The 23,666-nt window shown below is 73.1% G+C and carries 27 protein-coding genes; 13 read left to right on the forward strand and 14 right to left on the reverse strand.

What is annotated here, in order from left to right; genetic code table 11:
* Positions 1–59: 59 nt before the first annotated feature.
* The gene (locus tag OHB00_RS45365; protein ID WP_406444039.1) at positions 60–1,535 is read right to left on the reverse strand and encodes an MFS transporter; all 1,476 of its coding nucleotides are present in this window, start codon (positions 1,533–1,535) and stop codon (positions 60–62) included.
* An 86-nt stretch (positions 1,536–1,621) separates the two neighbouring features.
* Here OHB00_RS45365 and OHB00_RS45370 point away from each other — a divergent pair, with 86 nt between their 5' ends.
* Positions 1,622–2,023: a MarR family winged helix-turn-helix transcriptional regulator gene (locus tag OHB00_RS45370; protein ID WP_406444041.1), complete on the forward strand. Its 402-nt coding sequence runs from the start codon at positions 1,622–1,624 to the stop codon at positions 2,021–2,023.
* A 36-nt stretch (positions 2,024–2,059) separates the two neighbouring features.
* Here OHB00_RS45370 and OHB00_RS45375 read toward each other — a convergent pair whose 3' ends face one another.
* From OHB00_RS45375 to OHB00_RS45385, 3 genes are read right to left on the reverse strand one after another with little or no spacing between them, the layout of a single operon-like run.
* Positions 2,060–2,794: a maleylpyruvate isomerase family mycothiol-dependent enzyme gene (locus OHB00_RS45375; protein WP_406444043.1), complete on the reverse strand. Its 735-nt coding sequence runs from the start codon at positions 2,792–2,794 to the stop codon at positions 2,060–2,062.
* 36 nt (positions 2,795–2,830) lie between these two features.
* Complete coding sequence (locus OHB00_RS45380; RefSeq protein WP_406444045.1) at positions 2,831–3,535, reverse strand: CPBP family intramembrane glutamic endopeptidase; 705 nt, start codon at positions 3,533–3,535, stop codon at positions 2,831–2,833.
* Between the two features lie 13 nt (positions 3,536–3,548).
* Positions 3,549–3,833 (reverse strand): hypothetical protein, encoded by a 285-nt coding sequence (locus tag OHB00_RS45385; RefSeq protein ID WP_406444047.1) that lies wholly within the window; start codon positions 3,831–3,833, stop codon positions 3,549–3,551.
* A 118-nt stretch (positions 3,834–3,951) separates the two neighbouring features.
* On the opposite strand from OHB00_RS45385, the gene OHB00_RS45390 reads away from it, so the two are divergent.
* A complete protein-coding gene (locus tag OHB00_RS45390) occupies positions 3,952–5,697 on the forward strand; it encodes an alpha/beta hydrolase (RefSeq protein ID WP_406444049.1) in 1,746 nt (581 codons plus the stop codon).
* A 73-nt stretch (positions 5,698–5,770) separates the two neighbouring features.
* Here OHB00_RS45390 and OHB00_RS45395 read toward each other — a convergent pair whose 3' ends face one another.
* Positions 5,771–6,973 carry an MFS transporter gene (locus tag OHB00_RS45395; RefSeq protein WP_406444051.1) on the reverse strand — a complete coding sequence of 401 codons (1,203 nt, stop codon included), beginning with the start codon at positions 6,971–6,973 and terminating at the stop codon, positions 5,771–5,773.
* Between the two features lie 99 nt (positions 6,974–7,072).
* On the opposite strand from OHB00_RS45395, the gene OHB00_RS45400 reads away from it, so the two are divergent.
* Positions 7,073–8,326: an MFS transporter gene (locus tag OHB00_RS45400; protein ID WP_406446286.1), complete on the forward strand. Its 1,254-nt coding sequence runs from the start codon at positions 7,073–7,075 to the stop codon at positions 8,324–8,326.
* A gap of 170 nt (positions 8,327–8,496) precedes the next feature.
* Here OHB00_RS45400 and OHB00_RS45405 read toward each other — a convergent pair whose 3' ends face one another.
* Entirely contained in the window at positions 8,497–9,150 is a 654-nt protein-coding gene (locus OHB00_RS45405; RefSeq protein ID WP_406444053.1) for a TetR/AcrR family transcriptional regulator, read from the reverse strand.
* 57 nt (positions 9,151–9,207) lie between these two features.
* Between OHB00_RS45405 and OHB00_RS45410 the strand changes: the two genes are divergently transcribed.
* From OHB00_RS45410 to OHB00_RS45420, 3 genes are all read left to right on the forward strand, one after another.
* A complete protein-coding gene (locus OHB00_RS45410; RefSeq protein ID WP_406444055.1) occupies positions 9,208–9,885 on the forward strand; it encodes a class II aldolase/adducin family protein in 678 nt (225 codons plus the stop codon).
* On the forward strand, positions 9,882–10,811 hold the full coding sequence (locus tag OHB00_RS45415) for a carbohydrate kinase family protein (RefSeq protein ID WP_406444056.1): 930 nt from the start codon (positions 9,882–9,884) through the stop codon (positions 10,809–10,811). The genes OHB00_RS45410 and OHB00_RS45415 overlap by 4 nt, the downstream gene beginning before the upstream one ends.
* 204 nt (positions 10,812–11,015) lie before the next feature.
* Positions 11,016–11,411 (forward strand): luciferase family protein, encoded by a 396-nt coding sequence (locus OHB00_RS45420; protein WP_406444058.1) that lies wholly within the window; start codon positions 11,016–11,018, stop codon positions 11,409–11,411.
* Between the two features lie 30 nt (positions 11,412–11,441).
* Here the strand turns inward: OHB00_RS45420 and OHB00_RS45425 are convergent, their stop codons facing one another.
* Positions 11,442–12,221 carry a DeoR/GlpR family DNA-binding transcription regulator gene (locus tag OHB00_RS45425; RefSeq protein WP_406444060.1) on the reverse strand — a complete coding sequence of 260 codons (780 nt, stop codon included), beginning with the start codon at positions 12,219–12,221 and terminating at the stop codon, positions 11,442–11,444.
* 124 nt (positions 12,222–12,345) lie between these two features.
* Between OHB00_RS45425 and OHB00_RS45430 the strand changes: the two genes are divergently transcribed.
* Positions 12,346–13,239, forward strand: coding sequence for an SIS domain-containing protein (locus OHB00_RS45430; RefSeq protein ID WP_406444062.1), 894 nt, complete (start codon positions 12,346–12,348; stop codon positions 13,237–13,239).
* Positions 13,240–13,241: 2 nt separating this feature from the next.
* The gene (locus tag OHB00_RS45435; protein WP_406444064.1) at positions 13,242–14,108 is read left to right on the forward strand and encodes a ketose-bisphosphate aldolase; all 867 of its coding nucleotides are present in this window, start codon (positions 13,242–13,244) and stop codon (positions 14,106–14,108) included.
* Here OHB00_RS45435 and OHB00_RS45440 read toward each other — a convergent pair.
* The gene (locus tag OHB00_RS45440) at positions 14,095–15,225 is read right to left on the reverse strand and encodes a methyltransferase (RefSeq protein ID WP_406444065.1); all 1,131 of its coding nucleotides are present in this window, start codon (positions 15,223–15,225) and stop codon (positions 14,095–14,097) included. The genes OHB00_RS45435 and OHB00_RS45440 overlap by 14 nt on opposite strands.
* A gap of 67 nt (positions 15,226–15,292) precedes the next feature.
* Between OHB00_RS45440 and OHB00_RS45445 the strand changes: the two genes are divergently transcribed.
* Positions 15,293–15,958, forward strand: a complete 666-nt coding sequence (locus OHB00_RS45445) for an alpha-ketoglutarate-dependent dioxygenase AlkB family protein (RefSeq protein WP_406444067.1) — start codon at positions 15,293–15,295, stop codon at positions 15,956–15,958.
* A gap of 112 nt (positions 15,959–16,070) precedes the next feature.
* Complete coding sequence (locus tag OHB00_RS45450; RefSeq protein WP_406444069.1) at positions 16,071–17,306, forward strand: ROK family protein; 1,236 nt, start codon at positions 16,071–16,073, stop codon at positions 17,304–17,306.
* Between the two features lie 15 nt (positions 17,307–17,321).
* Here OHB00_RS45450 and ilvY read toward each other — a convergent pair whose 3' ends face one another.
* Positions 17,322–18,176 carry an HTH-type transcriptional activator IlvY gene (gene ilvY / locus OHB00_RS45455; protein ID WP_406444071.1) on the reverse strand — a complete coding sequence of 285 codons (855 nt, stop codon included), beginning with the start codon at positions 18,174–18,176 and terminating at the stop codon, positions 17,322–17,324.
* Positions 18,177–18,264: 88 nt separating this feature from the next.
* On the opposite strand from ilvY, the gene OHB00_RS45460 reads away from it, so the two are divergent.
* A complete protein-coding gene (locus OHB00_RS45460; protein ID WP_406444073.1) occupies positions 18,265–19,737 on the forward strand; it encodes a ketol-acid reductoisomerase in 1,473 nt (490 codons plus the stop codon).
* A gap of 5 nt (positions 19,738–19,742) precedes the next feature.
* On the opposite strand, the gene OHB00_RS45465 is transcribed toward OHB00_RS45460, so the two are convergent.
* The 4 genes from OHB00_RS45465 to OHB00_RS45480 are packed head-to-tail and all read right to left on the reverse strand — an operon-like array spanning position 19,743 to position 22,197.
* A complete protein-coding gene (locus tag OHB00_RS45465) occupies positions 19,743–20,651 on the reverse strand; it encodes a phosphotriesterase (RefSeq protein ID WP_406444075.1) in 909 nt (302 codons plus the stop codon).
* Positions 20,648–21,232 carry a DUF4865 family protein gene (locus tag OHB00_RS45470; RefSeq protein ID WP_406444077.1) on the reverse strand — a complete coding sequence of 195 codons (585 nt, stop codon included), beginning with the start codon at positions 21,230–21,232 and terminating at the stop codon, positions 20,648–20,650. Before OHB00_RS45470 ends, OHB00_RS45465 begins: the two co-directional genes overlap by 4 nt.
* Positions 21,233–21,247: 15 nt before the next feature.
* Positions 21,248–21,637 (reverse strand): cupin domain-containing protein, encoded by a 390-nt coding sequence (locus OHB00_RS45475; protein ID WP_406444079.1) that lies wholly within the window; start codon positions 21,635–21,637, stop codon positions 21,248–21,250.
* Between the two features lie 5 nt (positions 21,638–21,642).
* Positions 21,643–22,197, reverse strand: coding sequence for a TetR/AcrR family transcriptional regulator (locus OHB00_RS45480; protein ID WP_406444081.1), 555 nt, complete (start codon positions 22,195–22,197; stop codon positions 21,643–21,645).
* Between the two features lie 182 nt (positions 22,198–22,379).
* Here OHB00_RS45480 and OHB00_RS45485 point away from each other — a divergent pair, with 182 nt between their 5' ends.
* Together OHB00_RS45485 and OHB00_RS45490 are read left to right on the forward strand one after the other, a co-directional pair.
* A complete protein-coding gene (locus OHB00_RS45485) occupies positions 22,380–22,670 on the forward strand; it encodes an SHOCT domain-containing protein (protein ID WP_406444083.1) in 291 nt (96 codons plus the stop codon).
* Positions 22,671–22,681: 11 nt separating this feature from the next.
* Positions 22,682–22,840, forward strand: coding sequence for a hypothetical protein (locus OHB00_RS45490; protein WP_406444085.1), 159 nt, complete (start codon positions 22,682–22,684; stop codon positions 22,838–22,840).
* Positions 22,841–22,877: 37 nt separating this feature from the next.
* Here OHB00_RS45490 and OHB00_RS45495 read toward each other — a convergent pair whose 3' ends face one another.
* On the reverse strand, positions 22,878–23,498 hold the full coding sequence (locus tag OHB00_RS45495) for an ATP-binding protein (RefSeq protein ID WP_406444087.1): 621 nt from the start codon (positions 23,496–23,498) through the stop codon (positions 22,878–22,880).
* Positions 23,499–23,666 lie beyond the last annotated feature (168 nt).

Genomic DNA, 23,666 nt, shown 5'->3' on the forward strand with positions numbered 1-23,666 from the left:
AGCCGTGCGCCCGGCGGGGCAACGGGCTCCGCCGGGCGCATGTGGGCAAGGGTCCTCGTTCAGTCGCGTGCGGGCACGCGCTCCGCCTCCAGGGAGGTGGACCTGGCGATCACGACGGTCTCCTGCGGGCGCCGGGTGCGCAGCCCGGTGAGCGTGATCAGCAGCCCGGCGAGGGCCACGACCGCGACCACCAGGAAGCCGGGACGGTAGCTGTCGAGCACCGCCTGCGGGGTCGCGTGGGCGGGTGCCCCCGCGGTGACCACGGCCGTGACGATCGCCAGGAAGATCGCACCGCCCACCTGCACCGAGGTGTTGAGGAGCCCCGAGACCATGCCCTGCTCGTGGTCGTCGACGCCGTTGGTGGCCTGGATGTTGAGGGAGGGGAAGACCAGGGCGCAGGCCGCGCCGATCAGGAGCATCGACGGCAGGATCGCCACCGCGTAGGCAGGGCTCAGGTCGACGCGGAGGAAGAGGGCGTAGCCGAGGACCATGAATGCGAAGCCCGCCGCGATCAGCCGCTGGGTGCCGAAGCGGTCCACGATCGCGCCGACCTTGGTCGAGGACACCGCCACCAGCGCGCCGGCCGGCAGGAAGGCCAGGGCGGTGTGCAGCGCGGACCAGCCGAGCAGGGACTGCATGTACAGGGTGGTCAGGAACTGGAAGCCGACGTAGGAGCCGAAGAAGGCCACCGCGCCGAGCTGGGCGCGGACCTGGTTGCCCGAGCGCAGCACCCCGAGGCGGATGAGCGGGCCGGGGGAGCGGCGTTCGACCCGGACGAAGACGGTCAGCAGGACGGCGACCGCGAGGAAGGAGAGCAGGGTGCGGGCCGACGCCCAGCCGACCTGCGGGGCCTCCACGACGGTGAACACCAGGAGCAGCATGGAGGCGGTGCCGAGGATCGCGCCGGGGATGTCGTAGCCGTTGTGGTCGCGTTCGCGGGAGCTGCGCGGCAGCAGCCGGAGGCCGGCGACGAGCGCGATCAGGGCGATGGGCGCGGGCAGCAGCATGGTGAAGCGCCAGCTGGCCTCGGTGAGCAGGCCGGACAGCACCAGGCCCATGGAGAAGCCGGTGGCCGCGCAGGTGGTGTAGATGGAGAGGGCGCGGTTGCGCAGCGGGCCCTCCGGGAACGTGGTGGTGATGATAGAGAGGCCGGCGGGGGCGGTGAAGGCCGCGCTGAGGCCCTTGACGAAGCGGCTGGCGATCAGCAGCGGGCCCGAGTCGACCAGGCCGCCGAGGAGTGAGGCGAGCGCGAAGACGCCGAGGGCCACCAGGAACACCTGGCGTCGGCCCAGCAGGTCGGCGGTGCGGCCGCCGAGCAGGAGCAGGCCGCCGTATCCCAGGATGTAGCCGCTGACGATCCATTGCAGCGTCGAGGTGGACAGGTGCAGGTCGGAACCTATCGACGGCAGGGCGACGCCGACCATCGACACGTCCAGCGCGTCAAGGAACATGGCGGCGCAGAGCACCAGCAGTGTGCCCCAGAGCCGGGGAGTCCAGCGTCCCTCGGCGGCGGAGGCGGTGAGCGGAGAGGTCATGACCCGAGACACTACATGCACACGCATCGAATGCAAGCGCATTTAATTACGATGCAACAATATCGTTTCTCTGCTACGGTGCCCCGATGGCGGCGAAGAAGCCCGAGCAGGCGCTCGTAAACCAATGGCGGGACATCCTGGCCCTGCACGCCCGCACCCAGTGCGAGCTGGACCGGGCGCTGCACGGCCACGGCCTGTGCGCCAGCGACTTCGAGGTCCTCGACCTGCTCTCCGACGGTCCGGCGGCGGACGGCGCCTGCAGCTTCCGTGTGCAGGAGATCGCCGAGCGGGTCCACCTCAGCCAGAGCGCGCTGTCCCGGCTGATCGCCCGCCTGGAGAAGGACGGTCTGGTCGAGCGGACCATGTGCTCGGAGGACCGGCGTGGCGTGCGGGTGGCGCTCACCGGCAAGGGACGCGCGCTGCACGGCGAGGTACTGCCGGTGCAGCGCGCGGTGCTCACCCGGATGCTGGCCGCCGAATCGCGTTGAGCCCGGCCGGTCCGGCCGCTCGCCCTGGCCGGCCGGTCAGATACCGGAGTTCGTCAGCCACAGGTCGGCCACCTCCGGGTCGCCGTGCACCGTCGGCACCGGCACCCGGTTCCACAGTGCCAGGTACAACTGGTCGGCGGGACCGGCGAGTTCGGCCGTCGCGCCCTCGGGTGCGCCGAGTTCCGTGACCGGCGGCCCCGCCGACAGCCGTACGGTCCATGCCGCGTCCGTGTCCAGCGTGCTCACCCGCAGCACCCGCGGCTGCTCGCTGCGGACCCGGCTGCGCGTGCGGGCGTGGAAGCCGCGCAGCAGTTCGTCGATCCCGTCGACCGCGAAGTCCGTGCCGATCGGGGACGCCGGGCCGCCCCGCGCGGCCTCCGCGTCGTACCGGTGGACGGTCGTCTCATGGGCCTGCCGGCGGAGCCAGAAGGCCAGCGGTGAGGAGACCGGAGCGGGGTGGAAGGTCCAGCACGGCACATCCCGCGGCACGCCGCCCAGGGTGTCGACGAGCCGCCGGTGACCCTCCCGGTACCAGGCGGTCAGCTCGGTGCCGTCGATGGCCGGCGGGTCCGGAACGGGGCGGGGTGCGGCCTTGGGCTCGGCGACGACATCGGCGGCCCAGCGGTGGATGGTGCCGGTGTGCCGCAGCAGGTCGCGGACCCGCCAGTCCGGGCAGGCGGGCACCGGGGCGTCGAGCCCCGCCTCCATGGCGGCCGTGGCCAGCAGACGGCCCTCGCGGTCGAGGATCTCAAGGAACTCGGCAGACTCCATGCCGCGAGTCTGCCGGACACGAGACCGTGGCCGCGCCTAGCGCAGCAGGAAACCCACCGCGTACCCCAGTGCGTTGACCGCCCAGTGGAGGGCCATCGGCGCCAGCAGGGAGCCGCTGCGATCGCGCAGCCAGCACAGCAGACAGCCCGCCAGGGCCGTGAACAGCACGGCCCCGATGTCCACCAGGACCGCCCCGGCGACCGAGTGCCCGAAGAGCGAACCCAGCGTCGGCTTGTCCTTGTTGAGGTTCAGCGAGGGCAGGATGTGCCAGAGGCCGAAGAGCACGGAGGAGATGACGGCCGCCGCAGTGGCCGTACGCAGGCGCCGCAGGAGTGCGAACAGCACCCCGCGGAAGGCCGTCTCCTCCAGCAGGACCGTCCCCACGGGCACCGCGACCAGCGCCTTGAAGGCGATCTCCGAGCCGTTCAGCGCGTCCGTGCGCTGGTCCGCGAACAGTCCGCGGGTGACCGGCAGCAAGGCCACGCACAGATAGACCGCGGCGACGATGCCGATCAGGGCGACCGCCCAACGCGCCCCGTCCGCGAGGGAGTCCCGGCCCAGCCCCAGCTCCGACCAGCTGCCCCCGGCCCAGAACAGCAGCCCCACCAGCACGGCCGAGGTGACGACCGCGGTCAGCAGGATCCAGGACCCGGCCCAGCGGTTGTCCAGCAGGTTCGCCGCCACCAGCACCGCCACCGCCGCCGCCAGGGCGATGCGGGTGGGGAGCCGGGGGAGCGGCATGCCGGGCGGGGGGTCAGAACCCGGCCGGGTGGTGCGGCAGCCGGCCGGGCACGCGGTGCCCGCCGCCGAGACCCCCGAATGGTCCGGCGCCGACGACGGTGACGACCTCCATGCGTGCCCTGTGCGGCGGAGTGCCGGCGACCTGGGTGACGTCCTGCCGCGCGACCGGCTCGTTCATGCCCGTCCGGAGGGCACCGGCACCGGCCGGCGAGCAGGCCGCCGCCACCCGCGTGGGCGGCGCCGGGTCGGCCGCAGGCGCTGCGGAGCGGGGATTCTCGGTCGTCCGGGCCTGGGCCATGCCCACCACGATGGAATACCTGGCGATGCCCCGCACCTTTTCCCGGACCGGGGAGCCTGCAAGATCTTCGGGATGCGGCGGCGGGTGCGGTGGCCGATCGTGGTCCCGAGGTGGCCAAGTGAGTGGTGCGGGCAGGGCGCTGAATCGTACGAAGGACTGGACCCGGCGGACGGCGGAGCGGGTGCGCCGGCACATGGGCCCCGACCGGGTGGTCCGGCGGCGGCCGTGCTGGGGCGGCACCGGGGTGGCCGTCCTGTGCTACTGCCTGTCCCTCACCCCCTCCCTCCTTCCCCGGGCCTGGTGGCTCCAGGGACTCGCGGCCGGCGTCTCGGCCGCCGTCGGCTACGCCGTCGGTGCCGTGCTGGAGACCCTCGCCCGGCTGCTGCTCCGCTGGGCCGGCGTCCGCATCCGCCCGAGGGTCCGCCGTACCCTCTGGGCCGCCCTGGGCGTGCTCGGCGCGGCCGCGGTGGTCACCGTCACCGCCTGGAGCGTCCGCTGGGAGGGGCAGGTCCGCCGGACGGTGACCCTGCCCCCGCACATCGTCTGGTGGCAGTGGGCGCTCGTCTTGTTCGTGGCCGCGCTGGTCGGGACGCTGCTGCTCCTGGCCGCCCGCACGGTACGGCTCTGCACCCGCCTCGCCGCCCAGGCGTTCGACGCCCTCGTCCCGCGCCCCATCGCCTACGCCACCGGGGTCGTCCTGGCCGCCTTCGTGATCGTCGGAGCCGTCCAGGGCTTCCTGCTGCGCGCCGCACTGGACGCGATCGAGAGCGGCGCCTCGCTCGCCGACCAGGGCACCGCCAAGGGCGTCCACCAGCCCGGCCTGCCCACTCTGTCGGGCAGTCCCGACTCCGCCGCCCACTGGGACACGCTGGGCGCCAAGGGCCGCGACTTCGTCGGCACGGCCACGCGCCGCGCCGACATCGCCGCCCTCACCGGCCGCCCGGCGAAGGATCCGGTACGGGTCTACGTCGGCCTGCGCTCCGCCGACACCCTCGACGAACGGGCCGCCCTCGCCGTACACGAACTCGAACGCACCGGCGGCTTCTCCCGCCGAATCCTCGCCGTCATGGGCACCACCGGCACGGGCTGGATCAACGACCAGGGCAGCAAACCGCTGGAGTACATGTGGGACGGCGACACCGCCGAGGTCGCCATGCAGTACTCCTACCTCCCCAGCTGGGTCTCCGCGCTCACCGAGGACGAGGCCGCCGCCACCGGGCGTGCCCTCTTCGACGCCGTCTACGCCAAGTGGCGGACGCTCCCGGCCGGCTCCCGCCCCCGGCTCCTCGTCTACGGCGAGAGCCTCGGCTCGTTCTCCGTGGAGTCCGCGCTGCACGGCTCCCTGCCCACGCTCGTCGCCGAGACCGGCGGCGCGCTGTTCGTCGGACCGACCTACGACAACCCGCTGTGGAGGACGGTCACCGCACAGCGGCAGCCGGGCAGCCCAGAGTGGCGGCCGGTGGTCGCCGACGGGGCGCATGTGCGCTTCGCGCAGGTGCCGGCGGACTACGGCATCCCGGACGCACCCTGGGGCGAGCCCCGCGCGGTCTACCTCCAGAACGGCTCCGATCCCGTCGTCTGGTGGTCGCCCGACCTCGCCCTGCACAAGCCGGACTGGCTGGACCGGCCGCGGGCCCGGGACGTCTCACCGGCGATGCAGTGGTATCCGCTGCTGACGTTCTGGCAGGTGGCGTGCGACCTGGCCGGCGCCGACAGCGTGCCGGACGGATTCGGCCACCGGTACGGAACCCTCCCGACGAGCGCGTGGGCCGAGATCACGACCCCACCCGGGTGGACGGACGCAGACACCGCGCGGCTGGCCCGGGTACTGGAGTCGGTACGCGAACCGGGGCTGCTGGACTGAGGCGCCCCCCGGCCGGGCGGCTCGTTCGGGGCCGCTCCGGGCACGTCTGCCGGTGGGCCGGCGAGGTCCGCGGTCAGTGCCCTGCCGTGCGGCGGGTCAGCAGGGCGATGGCCGCGGCGGTGGCGGCCAGGGCGGCGACGGTGGTGAGGGCGGCGGAGAGGGAGAGCCAGTCCGCCATGAAGCCGATGGCGGGTGGTCCCAGGAGCATGCCGCCGTAGCCGAAGGTGGACGCGGTGGCCACGCCCTCGGGACCGGCCAGCCTGCCCGCGCGTTCGACGGCGACGGGGAAGAGGTTGGCGAGGCCGAGCCCGGTGATCGCGAAACCGAGGAGGGCCGCCCACAGGGCCGGGGTGAGCGCGCCCAGCAGCATGCCGATCGCCGCGGTCGTGCCGCCGAGCACCAGGGTGCGGGTCTGGCCCAGGACCTCAAGCAGTCTGGTACCGCTGAGCCGGCCGACGGTCATGGCGAGGGCGAAGCAGGAGTAGCCGACGGCGGCTGTGCCGGGTGCGGCGCCGAGGTCCTGCTCCAGGTGCAGGGCGCTCCAGTCGGCCATGGCACCCTCGCCATAGGCCGTGCACAGGGCGATCAGGCCGAACGTGACGACGAGCAGCCGGGTGCGGGGTGCCAGGCGGTGCGGTGCGGAGGTCGCCCGTGGCGTGTCGTCCCCTGGTGTGGCCGGCGGGGGAGTGCGCAGGAGCGTGCGGCCCGCGAAGAGGGTGACCACGAGGCCGACGGCGGTGAGGGAGAGCAGGTGCTGGGTGGGGGTGAGCACTCCGGCGATCAGGGAGCCCAGACCGGCGCCGGTCATGCCGCCCAGGCTGAAAGCGGCGTGGAAGCTGGGCATGACGGGGCGTCGGAGGGCGCGTACCAGGTCGACCGCGGCACTGTTGAAGGCCACGTTGATGCCGCCGTAGGCGCTGCCGAAGAGCAGCAGTACGCCGCCGAGGGCCAGGACCGAGTGGGTGAGCGGGGGCAGGGCGACGCTGAGGGAGAGCAGGACGGCGCAGACGACGGTCACGGGGTGGGAGCCGTAGCGGCGGCAGAGCCGGCCGGTGAACATCATGGTGATCACGGCTCCGGCCGAGACGCCGAGCAAAGCGAGTCCCAGGGTGCCGGCCGAGGCGCCGGTCTGTTCCTTGATGGCCGGGATGCGGACGACCCAACCGGCGAAGACGAAGCCGTCCATGGCGAAGAACACGGTCAGGGCGATGCGGAGTCGGGTGAGGGCGTTGCCGGGCACGACGTTGTGCGTCCGGGGTTTGTTTATCAGCGGCACAAAGTCAGGCTAGGTGAGCGCGGCGGACGGGACAAGGGCGGTGAGCGGCCACCGGGGCCGGACCGCCGTCGGCGTCGACGGAGGGAGAGCCGCGTGACGATGGGGGAGGACCGGCCATCCGGGTCCGTGGGCGTGCGGGCACCGGCGTCGGCCGCGGTTCCGCTCCGCAGGAACCGGCGGTTCCAGGTGTTCTGGGCGGGGGCCGTCAGCTCCCTGCTGGGCCTGCGGATCGCGGGGCTCGCGTATCCGCTGCTCATCCTGGCCCGCACCGGCTCCCCGGCCACCGCCGGCGCGTTCGGGGCGGTGCAGACCGGCACCATGCTCGTGCTGGCCGTTCCGGGCGGGGCCGTCGCCGACCGGGCGAACCGCAGGACCGTGCTGGCGGGCGCGCTCGCGCTCCAGGCGGCCGCGCTCGCCGGGGTGCCGATCGCGATGGCACTGCACGGCCTCACCGTCGCCCAGCTGATGTCCACCGCGGTCCTGCTCGGCGCCGGTACGGCCTTCGGCGGCCCGGTCCGCATGCTGGCCCTGCGGTCCCTGGTGCCCCCCGCGCAGCTGAGCCAGGCGCTGGTGCAGGAGGAGGTGCGCACCAGCGGCGGCAACCTCCTCGGCACGCCACTCGGCGGGGCCCTGTACGCGCTCGGCAGCGGCCTGCCCTTCGTCGCCTCGGCCGTCGGCTGTGTCCTCGCGATGATCAGCGTCCTGGTGGTGCGGTTCGACGGCCGGGCCACCCGGCCCGCGCGGGGCGGACGCGGCGGTCTCCTGAAGGGGGTACGCGTCCTGTGGGCCGTCGGACCGCTGCGGAGCGTCCTGTTCCTGGTGGCCGGTCTCGGCGTCGTCAACGCGGCGCTGACGCTGGTGGTCCTCGTCCGGCTTCAGCACGACGGGGCGTCGCCGCGGGTGGTCGGCATGGTCCTCGCGGCGGGCGCGCTCGGCGGTGTGCTGGGCGCGCTGCTGACCAGGCGTCTGCACGCGGCGCTGGCCCCCGGCCGCCTCCTGCTCGCCGTCAGCGGGTGTGTGGTGATTCTCCTGCCGCTCGTGGCGGTGCCGTGGGGCACCGGCTGGCTGATGCTCGTCCTCGCGCTGATCGCTCTTGGCCAGCCCGGTCTGACCGTGATGCTGGACATCCTGGTCTTCCGCCAAGTGGACGACGCCGTCCGCGGCCGGGTGATCGCGACCACGGTCGCCGCCGTCGGGGTGGGCACTCCGCTCGGCAACGTGCTGGCCGGAGTGCTGCTCCAGTTCGCCTCACCGGCCGTGGCGTCGGCCGTGCTCGCCGCCGTCCTGTGCGTGCCGCTGGTGACAGCCGGACTGGACAGCGAGCTCCGGAGCGCCCCATGGCCCGACGGCTGACCGGGCGCCGAGCACGTTCCCTGGAGAGCGGCGGCCTTGGGGAGCGGCGAGGAGCCGAGCCGGTGCGGCGGCCGGTCCGTGCCTCCCGGCGGACCGGGAGGAGGGCGGCATCGGGAGGAGGGCGGCATCGGGCGGCGGACCGGCACGGGGGGGGCACCGGCCGGCGGTGCTCAGCCGCCCCGCGGCCCCCGCCTCCCCGCGACGTCCGTGAGGTAGCCGCGCAGCATGACCTTCGCCTCGTCCAGGAGGGCCGTGTCGCCCTCGGGTTCTCGGCGGAAGGCCTCCTGGGCGAGCGCGTCGGCGGCGAGGACGGCGGCATGGCAGGCAGGGGCGAGCCCCGGGGTGTCGTCGGCGATGCCGAGCGCGAGCAGCACCCGGCGCACCCCGTCGGCCATCCGCCGCTTGTGCTCGCGGTCCGCCGCCCGGGTCCGGTCGGTCAGACCGCTGCCGAACCACAGGGCCCTGAAGCCCTGTTCGGTGCGGTAGAGCCCGGCGTAGGTGTCGATCAGCACGCCGACCGGGTCGGACCAGCGCTCCGTCGCCGCACTGCCCACGAACTCCTCCATCACCGCTTCGAGCCGGGAGAAGTACGTCGCCGCCAGCGCGTCGATGATCGCGTCCCGGTCGGGCAGGTACTGGTACAGCGAGCCGACCGACACTCCGGCCTGCGCCGCGACCCGGGTCGTGGTGAGGGCCGGCACGCCCTCGTCGATCAGCACGCGCTCCGCCGCCTGCAGCACCCGCGCCAACCGGGCTCTGCTGCGGGCCTGTTGGGGAGTCCGGCGCAGCACGGCCCCGGTCTCCTCGGCGCTCGGCTCGCTCACCCGCGGCTCCTGAATCTGAACGTGACTTTGTTTCAGGTTTAGGTTACCGTCGCGGCCATGACGGACTCAAGCTCCGCGTTGGTTCAGGAACGGGCCGCGGTGGCGGACGTCTGCCGCCGCCTGGGAGCGGCGGGCCTGCTCATCGGCACGGCGGGAAACGTCAGCGTGCGGGTGGGGGACCGGGTCGCGGTCACCGCGACCGGCGCGGTGCTCTCCCAACTCACCGCGGACCAGGTGACGGTGGTCGACCTGGACGGCAAGGTCGTCGCCGGGACCCTGCAGCCCACCTCCGAACTCGACCTGCACCTCGGGGTCTACCGGCGTCACGGCGCCGCCGCGGTCGTCCACACACACGCCCCGATGGCCACCGCCCTCTCCTGCGTGCTCGAAGAACTACCGTGCATCCACTACCAGTTGCTCGCCCTCGGTGGTGCCGTGCGGGTGGCCCCGTACGCCACCTTCGGCACCCCGGAACTCGCCGAGTCGGTGCTCACCGCGCTCGACGGCCGCAGCGCCGCCCTGATGGCGAACCACGGCTCGGTCACCGTCGGCCCGACCCTCGACAAGGCGGTCGAGAACGCCCTGTTGCTCGAATGGGCCTGCGGTGTCTACCAGCACGCGGCGGCCCTCGGCGCGCCCCGCGTCCTGGACGAGGGACAGCAACTCGCGGTGATCGAGGCCGCGATCGCCCGGAACTACGGCACCACCCAATCCCTGCAGGAGGGCAAGCCATGAGAGTCATCACGATGGGCGTGCATGTGCTGGACGTGCTGGTGCGGCCGGTGGACGCGATACCCGAGGGGCAGGGCGCCACCCTGGTCGAGGACATCAGGATGACCGCTGCCGGGACCGCCGGCGGGACCGCGCTCAGCCTCGCCAAACTCGGTGCCGCCGTGCGCAGCGCCGGGGCCGTCGGCGCCGACGCGACCGGCGACATGCTGGTGCAGCTGCTCGGCAGGGCCGGGATCGACACCGGCTTCCTCGTCCGCCGTGCCGACACCGCCACTTCGGCGAGCGTGCTGCCCATCCGCCCCAACGGCGACCGGCCGTCCCTGCACCTGCTCGGCGCCAACATCACCTACGGCGTCGACGACGTGCCCTGGGACGCCCTCGCCGAAGCCACCCATCTCCACCTCGGCGGACCGGAGTTGATCGGAGTCGACGTCGCCGCGCGCATCCTGCACTTCGCGAAGGAACACGGCGTGACGACCTCCGTGGACCTGCTCGCGCCCGGCGTGCTCGGCAGCTTCGAGCAGATCGCGGCGGCCCTGCCGTACGTCGACCACCTCCTCCCCAACGACGACCAGGTGCTGGGCTTCTCCGGCGAGGACGATCTGGTGGCGGGCGCGAAGAAGCTGGTCGGTGCCGGCGCCGGGCTGGTCGCGGTCACCCGGGGCGGCGACGGCGCGCTGCTGGTCACCGCCGAGGGCGCCGAGCCGGTCCCCGCCTTCGAGATCGACGTCGTGGACACCACGGGCTGCGGCGACGCCTTCTCGGCCGGATTCGTCTACGGCGTCGGGCTGGGCCGCACCCCGTACGACTCCGCCGTCCTCGGCAACGCCGTTGCGGCACTGGTCGCCCAGGGCCTCGGCAGCGATCACGGGGACTTCGACCTCGCCGCCGCCGACGCGTTCGCGGCGAAGAGCGCCAGGCGCGCGTAGGACAGGTGTCAGACCTACGCAGAAGGTGACGTCGGCCACGGCTGTCCCGGATGCCCGCGAAGTACCCTCCTTCACTCGAACCACTGAAATCCTGCGGATATTCACTCGTCCCGGGCGTCTGTGTTCGGACGGAGTCCGGCAACAGCTCGGTTAATAACTGCTCGCTAGTTGGTTACCGGAGAGTGAGCGGGTCATGATGGCCCCATGACGTTGGCCGCGCGTGCTCTGGCGCAACTGGCGACCTGGCCCGACCTGACCCAGGCCGTACCGAGCTGCGGGCTGGGCCAGGCCGTGAGTTCGTCGCAGGGCGAGATCGCGCACTTCCACTCCGAACGCGATGTCGACCTGCGCCTGACCACCCACGCCATCCGGCACTTCGCCAAGAACCTCAAGAGGACCGGGGCCATCCGGATCGTCCCGGGCTCGCAGTGGGTGACCATCCGGCTCGACGCGGCGAGCGACGTCGACCTGCTGCTGACGCTGGTGAGTGTCGCCCTCCAGGCCCGGCAGAGCTGGCCCGACCCGGCCGACCGGCCCGTGTTCGGCTGCAACGACCAGCGGGGCGCGGGATTCGTCAGCGCTGACACCAGCGGGATGTGACTGCGGGCCGAGTCGCGGAGGCGCACCGCGTCACACGGTCAGGACCCGGACCCCCGCCTCCTCGAACCGGCGCACCGCGTCCGGCGCCGCCGCCGTGTCCGTCACCAACGTGTCCACCAGATCCGTCGGGCAGATCCGGGCGAACGCCCGCGCGCCCAGCTTGCCGGAGTCGGCGGCGACGATCACGCGGGCCGCCCGCTCGCACATCAGCCGGTTGACCGCGGCCTCCGCCTCGTCATGGGCCGCCGCTCCGTGCGTGACGTCGAAGCCGACCACCCCGAGGACCGCCGCATCGAGGGTGATCTGCCCCAGCACCCCGTCCGCGAGCGGCCCGATGAGCTCGTACGACTGCGGGCGCGCCACGCCGCCCGTCACCACGATCTTGAACTGGGGCCGCACCGCGAGCTCGTTGGCGATGTTGAGCGCGTTCGTGACGACCGTCAGCGCGGGGGTGCCGGTGGTGAGGTCGCCGCGTACGGCCAGCGCGCGGGCCACCTCCGTGGTGGTCGTACCGCCGGTCAGCCCCACCGCCTCGCCCGGCGCGACCAGATCCGCCACCGCCTCGGCGATCCGCTGCTTCTGGGAGGCCTGCCGGGCCGTCTTGTAGCGCAACGGCAGCTCGTAGGACACCCCGTGCACCACCGCCCCGCCCCGGGTGCGCACCAGCATCTGCTGCTCGGCGAGCTGGTCGAAGTCCCGGCGGATGGTGGCCGCCGAGACCGTCAGTTCGGCCGCCGCCTCCTCGACGTCGAGGCGGCCGCGCTCGACGAGCAGCTCAAGCAGCGCCTTCCAGCGGGCGTCGCGCGACATCCGCCGCCTCCGTTCCTCGATCTCCTGGCGACCCTAGCGCACCCGACTTGGGACAGGATGCTTGATTGTGCTTGAAAGGGCGCTCTATCTTGCAAGAACAATCATCTATGGGAGGGGTAGTGGTATGTCACATATCGTCGAGGAGCTGAACAGCCAGCCCGAGTGCTGGACACGAGCCGCCGCCCAGGCGACCCGCCGAGCACACGCGCTCCCGGCCCCGGGCGAGCGGGTCGCGATCGTCGGCTGCGGCACCTCGTACTTCATGGCCCAGGCCGCTGCCGTACTGCGCGAGTCCGCGGGGCACGGCGAGACGGACGCCTTCGCCGCCTCGGAGTTCCCGCACGGGCGGTCCTACGACCGGGTGCTGGCCCTGACCCGGTCCGGCACCACCACCGAAGTACTCGACCTGCTGGGCGGGTTGAAGGGACGCGTGCGCACCGCCGCGATCACCGCCGACCCCGCCACCCCCGTGTCGGACGCCGCCGACGACCTCGTCGTCCTGGACTTCGCCGACGAACGCTCCGTCGTCCAGACCCGGTTCGCGACCAGTGCGCTCACCCTGCTCCGCGCCCACCTCGGCCTGCACAGCGAAGGCGTGGTCGCCGACGCCCGCACCGCGCTCTCCACTCCCCTGCCTCCAGGGCTCGCCGAATGCACGCAGTTCACCTTCCTCGGGCGCGGCTGGACCGTCGGACTCGCCAGTGAGGCCGGACTCAAGATGCGCGAGGCCTCGCTGTCCTGGACCGAGGCCTACCCGGCGACGGAGTACCGGCACGGCCCGATCAGCATCACCACCCGCGCCACGGCAACCTGGATGTTCGGTCCGGCCCCCACCGGACTCGCCGAACAGGTCGGCGCCACCGGCGGGCTGTGGATCCAGGGCACCCTCGACCCGCTCGCCGAACTCGTCCGCGCCCAGCGCCTCGCCGTCGCCGTCGCCGCCGCCCGGGGCCTCGACCCCGACCGGCCGCGCCATCTCACCCGCTCGGTGATCCTCACCCCGTCCGGCGGGGAGTGAGCATGCCCCTCGCAGCCACCGGCGCGCTGCTGACCCGGGCCGCCGATGCCCGGTCCGCCGTCGCCGCGTTCAACGTCATCACCCTGGAACACGTGGAGGCCGTCATCACCGGCGCCGAGACCGCCGGTTCACCGGTCGTCCTCCAAGTCAGCGAGAACGCGGTCAGGTTCCGTCAGGGACACCTCCTCCCCTTGGCGCGCGCCGCCGCCACCGCCGCCGAACGCGCCCACGTCCCCGTGGCGTTGCACCTGGACCACGTCCGGAGCGACGACCTGCTCCGGCAGGCCCCGGGCGCCGGATTCAGCTCGGTGATGTACGACGCGTCCAGGCTGCCGTACGCGGAGAACCTCGCCGCGACCGCGACCGCCGTCGACTGGGCCCATGCCCAAGGCCTCTGGATCGAAGCGGAGTTGGGTGAGGTCGGCGGCAAGGACGGCCGGCCGGCGCTGGACGCGCACGCACCCGGGGCACGTACCGACCCCGCCGAGGCGCGGGACTTCGTCGTCGGCACCGGTGTCGACGCGCTGGCCGTGGCGATCGGCAGCGCGCACGCCATGACCACCCGCACCGCCGCCCTCGACCACGACCTGCTCAAGCGCCTCGCCGCCGCCGTGCCGGTCCCGCTCGTCCTGCACGGCTCCTCCGGAGTCCCGGACCACGGGCTTGTCGCCGCGGTCGCCGGCGGCATCGTCAAGGTCAATGTCGGCACCGCCCTCAACATGGCGATGACCGCGTCCGTCCGCCGCTTCCTCACGGACCACCCCGAGGCCGTCGACGCCCGCACCTACCTCGCTGCCGGCAGGGAGGCGATGGCCCGGGAGGTGACGCGGATCATGGGCGTCCTGGCCGACGGGACTAGCCGCGCTTGACGGCCTTCAGCACCACGAACTTCGGGTCGCTCGCCACCAGCCGACTGTTGCCGAACAGGCGGCGCAACGTCACGTGGTAGCCCAGGTGCCGGTTGCCGATCACCCACAGCTCGCCGCCCGGCCGCAGCGCCCGCTTCGCCCCGGTGAACATCCGCCACGCCGTCGCGTCGGTGGTCGCCTGGTGGGAGTGGAACGGCGGGTTGTTCAGCACCACGTCCACGCTCCCGGCCGCCACCCCGGCCAGTCCGTCCCCGACCCGGAACTCGGCATGACCGGGAACCCCGTTGGCCTTGTAGGTGGCCTCCGCCGACGCGACCGCCTGGAACGACTCGTCCACGAACAGCACCTCGGCCGTCGGGTCGGCCAGCGCCACCGCCGTGCCCACCACCCCGTTCCCGCACCCGAGGTCCACGATCCGCCGGCCACCCTTCGGCAGATGCTCCAAGAAGAACCGCGTACCGATGTCGAGCCGGTCGGCGCAGAAGACACCCGCGTGGTTGACGACCGTACGCCCGGAGACCGCGCCGACGCCGTCGGGAAGCGCGTAGCTGTACGGCCACGGATTCTCCGGGCGGTCCAGCGACGGATCGGGCGTGCAGTGGATCAGCCGGGCCTTCTGCTCGGCCAGCGAGGTACGGGTCGGGCCGAGGATCCGCTCGAACAACCGGAGCGTCGACGTATGGATCTCCTTGACCATGCCGGTGCCGACCACGACGGTGCCCGCGTGCACGGCGGGCGCCAGCCGCAGCAGCTGGTCCTCAAGGAGCGCCAGGCTCTTCGGCACCCGCACCAGCAGCACGTCCACCCGCTCCGGCGGCGGATCCTGGGTGGTCAGCAACTGCACCGCGCCCGTCTCGACACCCGCGCGCGCCAGGTTCGCGCGGGTCGCCTCCTGGCTCAGGTACGAGTCGGTGATCTGCACCGGGCGGTGCTCCGCCAGCGCCGTGACCAGCGCCCCCCAGCGGTCACCGAGCACCACCACCGTGCCGGACAGCCCGATCCGCTCCCGGTCGAGACACCTCAGCAGGTACGCGTCGGCGGCGTCCCAGGCACGCAGCCGGTCGCGCGGATCCTCCGGGAAGCGGGACAGCTCGAACTCGCCCCAGGCAGTCGTCATACGGTCGCTCATCGTGCGTCCAGGCTAGCCGAACCGCAGCTCAGGCCCGGTCGGGCAGGATGGGGGCATGGAGGATGAGCTGTTCCCCAGGGCGCGCGCCCGCGTCGCGCCGGGCGCCGTGCACGTCCCCGACTGGCTGGACACGGCCCGGCAGCGCGCGCTGCTCACCGCCTGCCGCGACTGGGCCCGGCCCCCGGCGGGCCTGCGCACGGTCCGCACCCCAGGGGGCGGCACGATGACCGCCCGCCAGGTCTGTCTGGGCTGGCACTGGTACCCGTACGCCTACGCCCGCACGGCCGTCGACGGCGACGGCAGCCCCGTGAAGCCGTTCCCGTCCTGGCTCGACGAACTGGGCCGCCACGCGGTGACCGACGCCCTCGGTCCGGACGCGGTCGGCGGATTTTCGTACGACATCGCCCTGATCAACTTCTACGGCGCCGACGCCCGCATGGGCATGCACCGCGACGCCGACGAGAGGTCGGATGCGCCGGTGGTGTCGCTGAGCCTGGGGGACACGTGCGTGTTCCGTTTCGGCAACACCGAGAACAGGGGCAGGCCGTACACGGACGTGGAACTGCGGTCGGGGGACCTGTTCGTGTTCGGGGGCGAGTCCCGGCTCGCCCATCACGGGGTGCCGCGGGTGTACCCGGGAACGGGACCGGCAGAGCTGGGCCTGACCGGCCGACTCAACGTCACACTGAGAGTGAGCGGCTTTGGAGGTGCCCTCACTTGAGCGCCCTTCAGGGGCGCGGGGCTGTATTGACATACGGCTCCGCCGCGTGGGCGCGACCAGCCACAACGCACCCGCACCGGTCAGGACTACGGATCATGGCAGACTCCCTCTCATGAGCGGCAAGGTGGCCCCCGACCCGACGGGGAACGGAACCTCGAAACCCCGGTTGGACAGAGGACGCGGCGCACTCGGCCCCGCCCTGGAACTCGTGCACACCGGCCGCGCCCCCACCCGCGCGGTGCTCACCGCGGAGCTCGGCGTCACCCGGGCCACGGCCGGCGCCGTCGCCGCCGAACTGGAGGCACTCGGCCTGATCAGGGTCGACGCCCACCCCGGCGCCGCCGCCGGTTCGCAGGGCCGTCCCTCCCACCGCCTTGAGGTCGCCGAGAACGGCCCCGTCGTACTCGCCGCGCAGGTCCACGCCGACGGTTTCCGCGCGGCACTGGTCGGCCTGGGCGGCCGCATCGTCGCGACCGCGCCCGGCTGCGAGACGGTCGACGCCGACCCGGCGAAGGTGCTCGGCTCGGTGGTGGAGGCGGGCGCCGACCTCCTGCGCACCACCGGCCGCCGCTGCGTCGGCGCCGGACTCGCGGTGCCGTCCGCCGTCGCGGAACCGGAGGGCCTGGCCCTCAACCCCCTCCACCTGGCCTGGCCGGTCGGGGCACCGGTGCGCCGGATCTTCGCGGAGTGCGTACGGGCGGCCGGGATCACCGGTCCGGCGTTCGCGGGCAACGACGTGAACCTGGCCGCGCTCGCCGAGCACCGGCACGGCGCGGGCCGGGGTGCCCGGGATCTGCTGTGCGTGGCCACCGGGCACCGGGGCGTCGGCGGTGCGCTGGTCCTTGACGGCCGTCTGCACACGGGGAGTTCGGGCCTGGCCCTGGAGGTGGGTCACCTCGCCGTGAACCCCGAGGGCCGGCCCTGCCACTGCGGCAGCCGGGGCTGTCTGGACGTGGAGACCGATCCGCTGGCGCTGCTGATCGAGGCGGGTCGCGATCCCGGCCCCGAGGTGTCGCTGCTCCGGCAGGCCGAGGACCTGATCCGCGACCAGTACGCCGACCCGACCGTCCGCAGGGCCACCGCGGCCCTGATCGACCGGCTCGGCCTCGGTCTGGCGGGACTGGTCAACATCCTCAATCCCGACCGCATCATCCTCGGTGGCCTGCACCGCACGCTCCTGGACGCCGACCCGGAGCGGCTGCGCGCCGTCGTCGCCGACCGCAGCCTGTGGGGCCAGAGCGGCAGCGTGCCGATCCTGCCCTGCACGCTGAACCACAACAGCCTGGTGGGAGCGGCCGAGTTGGCCTGGCAGCCGGTGCTGGACGACCCGCTGGGGGCCCTTCGGTGACGGCCCGCCGCCCGCCTACCTCTGCGCCGTCAGGCTCCACAACGCGGCCACCAGCGGCCTCCTGAGGTCGGACCGGCGTACGCACAGACCGATCGGGAACGGCTCCGGCGCGGGGTCGGCCGGCAGTACCGTGATCCGGTCCCGCACCGCGCTGTGCTCCAGCACCAGCCGGGGTACCACCCCCGTGCCGCAGCCCAGGGCGACCAGGGCCAGCAGGGCTTCATGGCCGTCCGGTTCACAGGCGACGGCCACCGGCCGCCCCCGCGCCCGGAGCCAGCGGTCGGCCGCCTCACGCACCAGACCGCGCTGAGGGAGGACGAACGGGCCGTCCAGGCCGGGGTCCTGGCGGTCGCGCGCGGTGACCAGGACCAGATCGGTGACCGTGACCGCCCGGCCGACCAGCGGCTCCGGGAGCCGCCCCGGGATCCCGGCGACGGCCACGTCGGCCTCGCCCTCGTCGAGCCGGGCCAGCGCGGCCGCCGCGTCCCCGGTGCGCAGATCGAGCCGTACCTGGGGGTGCGCCGTACGGAACGGCGCCAACAGGTCGGGCAGCAGGGACTGGCAGGCGGTCACGGTGGCGAACACCGTGAGACTGCCCGTGAGTTCGGCCGGATCGGGGCGTTCGTCGCGGTAGGCCTGCCACAACTCCAGCGCCTGCACCGCGTATTCACGGAACCGCTGCCCCTCCGCCGTCAGGGACACCCCGCGCGGGCCCCGGTCGAACAGCCGGTGGCCCAGCTCCCTCTCCAGCCGCTGCACGGTCCGGGTCAGCGTCGCCGGGCTCACATGGCAGTCCAGGCTGGTCCGCCCGAAGTTCAGCGACTGCGCGAGATGGAGGAAGAGCCGCAGCCCCCGATGATCGTCCCGCACCGTGCGACCAGGCCCTTTCGTGATCCGCAACAGCCCGCTGCGAAAATTGCGCTTGTCGCAACGTCCGCCCGGAGCCTACAACTCGGCCATGACCTCGACGACCACCTACACCTCCGGTGTCTTCGCACTCGAAACCATGGACGTGCCCGGCGGCACGGAGACCATCGTCCGCGGCGGACGGCACCTCTTCCCCCTGCTGCCCCGGGCGTTCGCGGGCGTGAGCAGGATCGGCGTCCTCGGCTGGGGTCCGCAGGGCCGCGCCCAGGCCCGCAACCTGCGCGACTCCCTCGCCGGCACCGGCATCACGGTCACCGTCGGCCTGCGCCCCGGCTCCGCCTCGGCCGCCGACGCCCGCGAGCACGGCTTCACCGAGGAGAACGGCACCCTCGGTGACTGGCTCACCGTCGCCGCCGGCAGCGACCTGCTCCTCCTGCTCATCGCCGACGCCGCCCTCGCCGCCCACCACCGGGAGATCTTCGCGGTCCTCAAGCCCGGCGCGGTCATCGGCCTCTCGCACGGCTTCCTGCTCGGCCACCTCCGCGAGAGCGGCGATGACTTCCCGGCCGGTCACGGCGTGATCGCCGTCTGCCCGAAGGGCATGGGCGACTCCGTACGCCGCCTGTACGAACAGGGCGCGGAGATCAACGGCGCCGGGATCAACAGCAGTTTCGCCGTGCACGCCGACCCCGACGGCCGGGCCACCGACCTCGCCCTCGGCTGGTCGGTCGCGCTCGGCGCGCCGTACACCTTCCGCACCACACTGGAGAGCGAGTACCGCTCCGACATCGTCGGCGAGCGCGCCGTCCTGCTCGGCGCGGTGCACGGCATCGTGGAGAGCCTGTACAGCCACTTCCGGCTCGCCGGGGACGACGAGGTGACGGCGTACGAGCGGTCCTGCGAGAACGTGACCGGGCCCATCGCCCGGACCATCTCCCGGGCGGGCATCAGGGCGGTCCGGGCGAACCTCGGCGCGGCCGGCCGGGACGCCTTCGACCGGGCGTACACGGCGACATACGCACCCGCCCGCGAGATCGTCGCCGAGATCTACGACGAGGTCGCCGACGGCACCGAGCTGCGCAGCGTCATCCTGGCCGAACGACGGCTCGGGAAGCGGGAGATGAGCCGGATCGGCGGTTCACCGATGTGGGCGGCGGGGGAGCGGGTGCGGGCCCGCCGGGCCGAACGGGAGCTGCCCGTCGAGCCGTTCACCGCCGGTGTGTTCGTGGCCACGATGATGGCGCAGGTCGACGAGTTCGCCGAGCGCGGCCATCCCTGGTCCGAGATCGTCAACGAGTCCGTCATCGAGGCGGTGGACTCGCTGCTGCCCTACATGCACGCCCGCGATGTGGCGTACATGGTCGACAACTGCTCCCGCACGGCCCGCCTCGGCACCCGCCGCTGGGGCCCGCGCTTCCAGGCGGCCTTCGAGCAGATCGCCTACCCGGCAGCCGAGCTCCCCGCCGACCAGGGCCTGTTGGCGTCCTTCGACGCCCACCCGGCCCACGAGGCGCTGGCCGCCGCCGCGAAGCTCCGTCCGTCGGTGGACATCCACGTGGTCTGAGCGCCTCAGCGCCAGTCCACGGCGAAGGCCCGGGCCGGGTTGTCGATGAGAACGCGCTGGACGAGGTCCGCACCCAGCTCCGCCACCAGCCGCGGCCGCACCCGCCGCAGCAGATACGGCATCCCCGGCCCGCCGTCCACCGACCGTGCCCCCGCCACCACGGTGTCCCCGCCGAGCAGCAGCCGGTCCCCGAACCCGGCCTCGGCCAGGGCCCGTACCGCCTCCGGCATCCGCCAGTCGGTGGCGTGGTCGGCCCGGGAGGGCCCGTCGAAGGCCAGCCAGCAGCCGGAGGCCGCGGCCTGCCGCTGGACGACGAGGTCGGGGGAGCGGTTGAGGTGGCCGAGGATCACCCGGTCGCCGGGGACGCCCAACTCCCCGCAGAGCAGGTCGAGTACGTCGAGTGCGCCGGTGCCCAGCTCCAGATGGACGGCGATCGGCGCCCCCGTCGCGCGGTGGGCCTCGGCCGCCGCGGCCATCGTCCAGCGGGCGTGCGCGTCGAGGTGGTGGAAGCCGCCGGCCACCTTGACCAGACCGGCGCGCACCCCGGACGTACCGATGCCCTCGGTCAGTTCGGCGACGAAGACCTCGGCGAGCCGCCCGCGCAGCTCTTCGAGCAACTCCGGGTCGTAGTGCGCCGCCTGGTGCAGCCCCGTCGCGCAGACCACGTGCACGCCTGCGGACCGGGACAGCAACCGCAGATCGGCGGCCCGCCGTCCCATCCCGTACGGTGTCCACTGCACGACAGCCGCCCCGCCCGCCGCGCGGAACGCCGCCAGCTCGGCCCGTGCGGCGCTCGCGTCGTTCAGCTCCTGCCCCGGCAGTCGGGGGCTGCGGAGGAAGAGATGGTCGTGCGCGTCGCAGACACCCAGGTCCACGGGCCGGATGTCACCGAGGACCGTACGGACACCGCTCACCACTGCCGCCCGCGCGGCAGCGCGCCGCGCCCCGGCTGCGACAGATGCAGCACCTGGAACACATCACCCTCGGCCTTGGGCGCCTCGTGCGCCCAGAGCGAGAAATGAACCAGCTCCCAGGTGTTCGTGTCCACGGCTGACGCCGCCAGCACCGCACCGTCCTCGGCTGCCAGCCGCCCTGTCTCGTCCGCCGCGTCCGCCATGAAGGCGGCCAACTCCACGCCGTCCGGCACCGGTCGGCGCCGCCGTACGGCGAAGGCGGCGGGGGAGCCCGCGGCGGTGCCCTCCTCGAAGGCCAGGCCCGTCCACTGCCGTATCCGCGGCCGTCCGAAGTCGTCGACCGGCCCCTGGAAGGCGCCTCCCCACAGGAAACCGTTCATGCCCTCCACGGTGTTCCAGAGATAGAACGGCCCGTACTGGTTCACCGGCGAGCCATGGTGTCCCCGCTCGCGCATGAGGTAGGTCTTGACGCCGAGGCCGTCCCAGCCGTCGAGCAGATGCCCGACGCGGGCGACGCGGGAGCGGATGACATCCATGTCGTAGTCGGCGGGCAGGGTGAACTCGTACTGCATGGCGTGCATCGGGCCGGCTCCTTCTCAGGCCGGGTAGTCGGTCACGTGCTCATGCCACTCGGCGGTCGTGCCGTCCTCGGCGGCCTCCACGACCGCGAGATGCGTCATGAAGCTGCGCGGCGCGGCGCCGTGCCAGTGCCATTCGCCGGGCTCGATCCACACCGTGTCGCCGGCGCGGATCGCCTCCGCCTCGCCACCCTCGCGTGCCACCAGCCCCTCGCCCTCAAGGACGTGCAGCACCTGGCCGTGCGGATGCCGGTGCCAGGCAGTGTGGGCGCCGGGCGCGAAATGGACGCTGAACATGCGCAGCCGGGACGGCGCGGCGGGCGCGGCGATCTCGTCCAGCCACACCGTGCCGGTGAAGTTCTCCGCCGGGCCCCGCCGGGTGTCCGGGCGGCTTCTGGTGATGTGCACGTACGTCAACTCCTCAGTAGGGACAGCAGTCCGCGCACGCCGGCGTCGAAGGCGGCAGGGGAGCCGGACGCGCGGGCGAGCACATAGCCGCCCTGCACGGTCGCGAGCACGGTCGCGGCGATCTCCTCGCCGTCCACCCGGGGCCCGAACTGCCCCTGCTCCTTGCCCTCTTCGACGATCCCGGCGATCAGCTCCCGGATCCGGTCGAGCGTCTCGTCGACCGGCGCGCGCAGCTCGTCGCTCGCGACGATGTCCGGGTCCATGGTCAGCCGCCCGATCGGGCAGCCGCGCAGCACGTCGCGCTCGCGCCGCAGATACGCCTCGATCCGCTCGTACGGCGTACCCGGTCCGGTGAGCACGCCCTCGGCGGTGGCCAGCAACTCCTCGGCGGCCCGCCGGATCGCGGCCAGTGCCAGATCCGGCTTGCCCTTGAAGTGGTGGTACATGCTGCCCTGGCCGGCGCCCGCGCGCTCCAGGATCGCCTTGGGGCTCGTACCGACGTAACCGCGCTCCCACAGCAGCTCGCGAGTGGACTCGATCAGCCGTTCCGACGTGCTCATACGCCGACTGTACATACTAGTAGGTACAGAACACCAGTCCTTTCGGCAGCAGGGCGCCCGCCGCCACGTACTCCCCGGGACGTACGGCGACTGACGTCGGCCGCACGACGACCTGGACCCCGCCTCGGAGTCAGGCTCTAGGCAGCAGATCGAGACCTTCCCCACGGAGGAGTTGGACCACGATGCAGACCCTGGCGAACTGGGACGGCGGACCCGGCCCCTGGATCCTGTTCTTCCCGCTGATCTGGGCGGCCGTCGTGATCGGCGCCGTCACGTTCCTGCGCCGCACCGCGTGGCGCGCCCGCGGCGGGCCCTGGCGTCCGATGGATGCGGGGCGTCCGTCCGGCGACTCGCCGCTCGCGGTCCTCGGCCGCCGCTTCGCCTCCGGCGAGATCGACGAGGACGAGTACTGGCGCAGGCTGTCCGTCCTGGAGGAGCAGTTCGGCCGCCTCGGCAAGCCCGGCGCGGCGTGACCGCGCCCGCCATGGCACCGGCCGCGGCTCGCGTGGACGCCGCGACGGTGTACGGCGGTGGCGACACCGCCGTACAGGCCCGGGACGGCGTGGCCGCGGCGGTGTCCACGGCACGCATCGGCGGGCCGGCGGCCCGCCTCGACGTGCCACGGGTCATCGACGAGGGTTGAACACGGGGGAGACTCGGCGAGGAGACTCACCGCCCGCTCAACTGGCGACAGCCGAGCGGGCGGGAGCGTGTGCGGCGCCGGGGACGGCGGCGCTGGCGTGTGCGGGGGCCGGGGCGCCGGCGATGGCGTGTGCGGGGGCACCCGCGATCGCGTGTGCGGGGGCGGACGCGCCGGCCGGCGCGGGTTCCGGCTCGATGATCCGGCGGGGTGCCGGTTCGTCGCCCCGGCGCTGCGGGCGGGCCGTCTTCGGTGTGGCCGTCGGCGCGGGCAGGGTGAACCACACGACCTTGCCGTCGTCGTGCGGCCGCACCCCCCAGCTCTCGCTGACCGCCGCCACCATCGCGAGCCCCCGGCCGCAGGTGGCCATCGGCGCGATCTCCGTGCCGTCCTCCACCACCGGCAGGCGCGGATCGTGGTCACGGACCGACACCGTGAGGCGGTCGAGCTGGAGCTCGATCTCCACGGTGCAGTTCTTGTCGGGCTGCGCATGCCGGTGGACGTTGGTCAGCAACTCCGTGACACCGAGCGCGGCGCGGTCTATCAACGGGTCGAGGCGCCAGTAGCGCAACTGCGCAGATACGATTCTGCGGACCTGGCCGATCCGCGAGGGCAATGCTTGGAGCTCCACCGAGCAGTGTCTGCTTGGGTGTTTGATCACGGCTGCGACTCCCCGACGTGAGGTCCGGAAGAACACGGAGAACGGATCCAGCAGGGCGCCGCCGTCCATGGAGCCGCCTGCTGTCGTGGCCGGCGGGCTGGTTCGCAGCGTTATCGCCGGTAAACCCAGAGTGACGTGAGACAAGCGTGACCCAGTGCGCACGGTCCC

Source organism: Streptomyces sp. NBC_00631 (assembly GCF_045206895.1).
GTDB lineage: Bacteria > Actinomycetota > Actinomycetes > Streptomycetales > Streptomycetaceae > Streptomyces.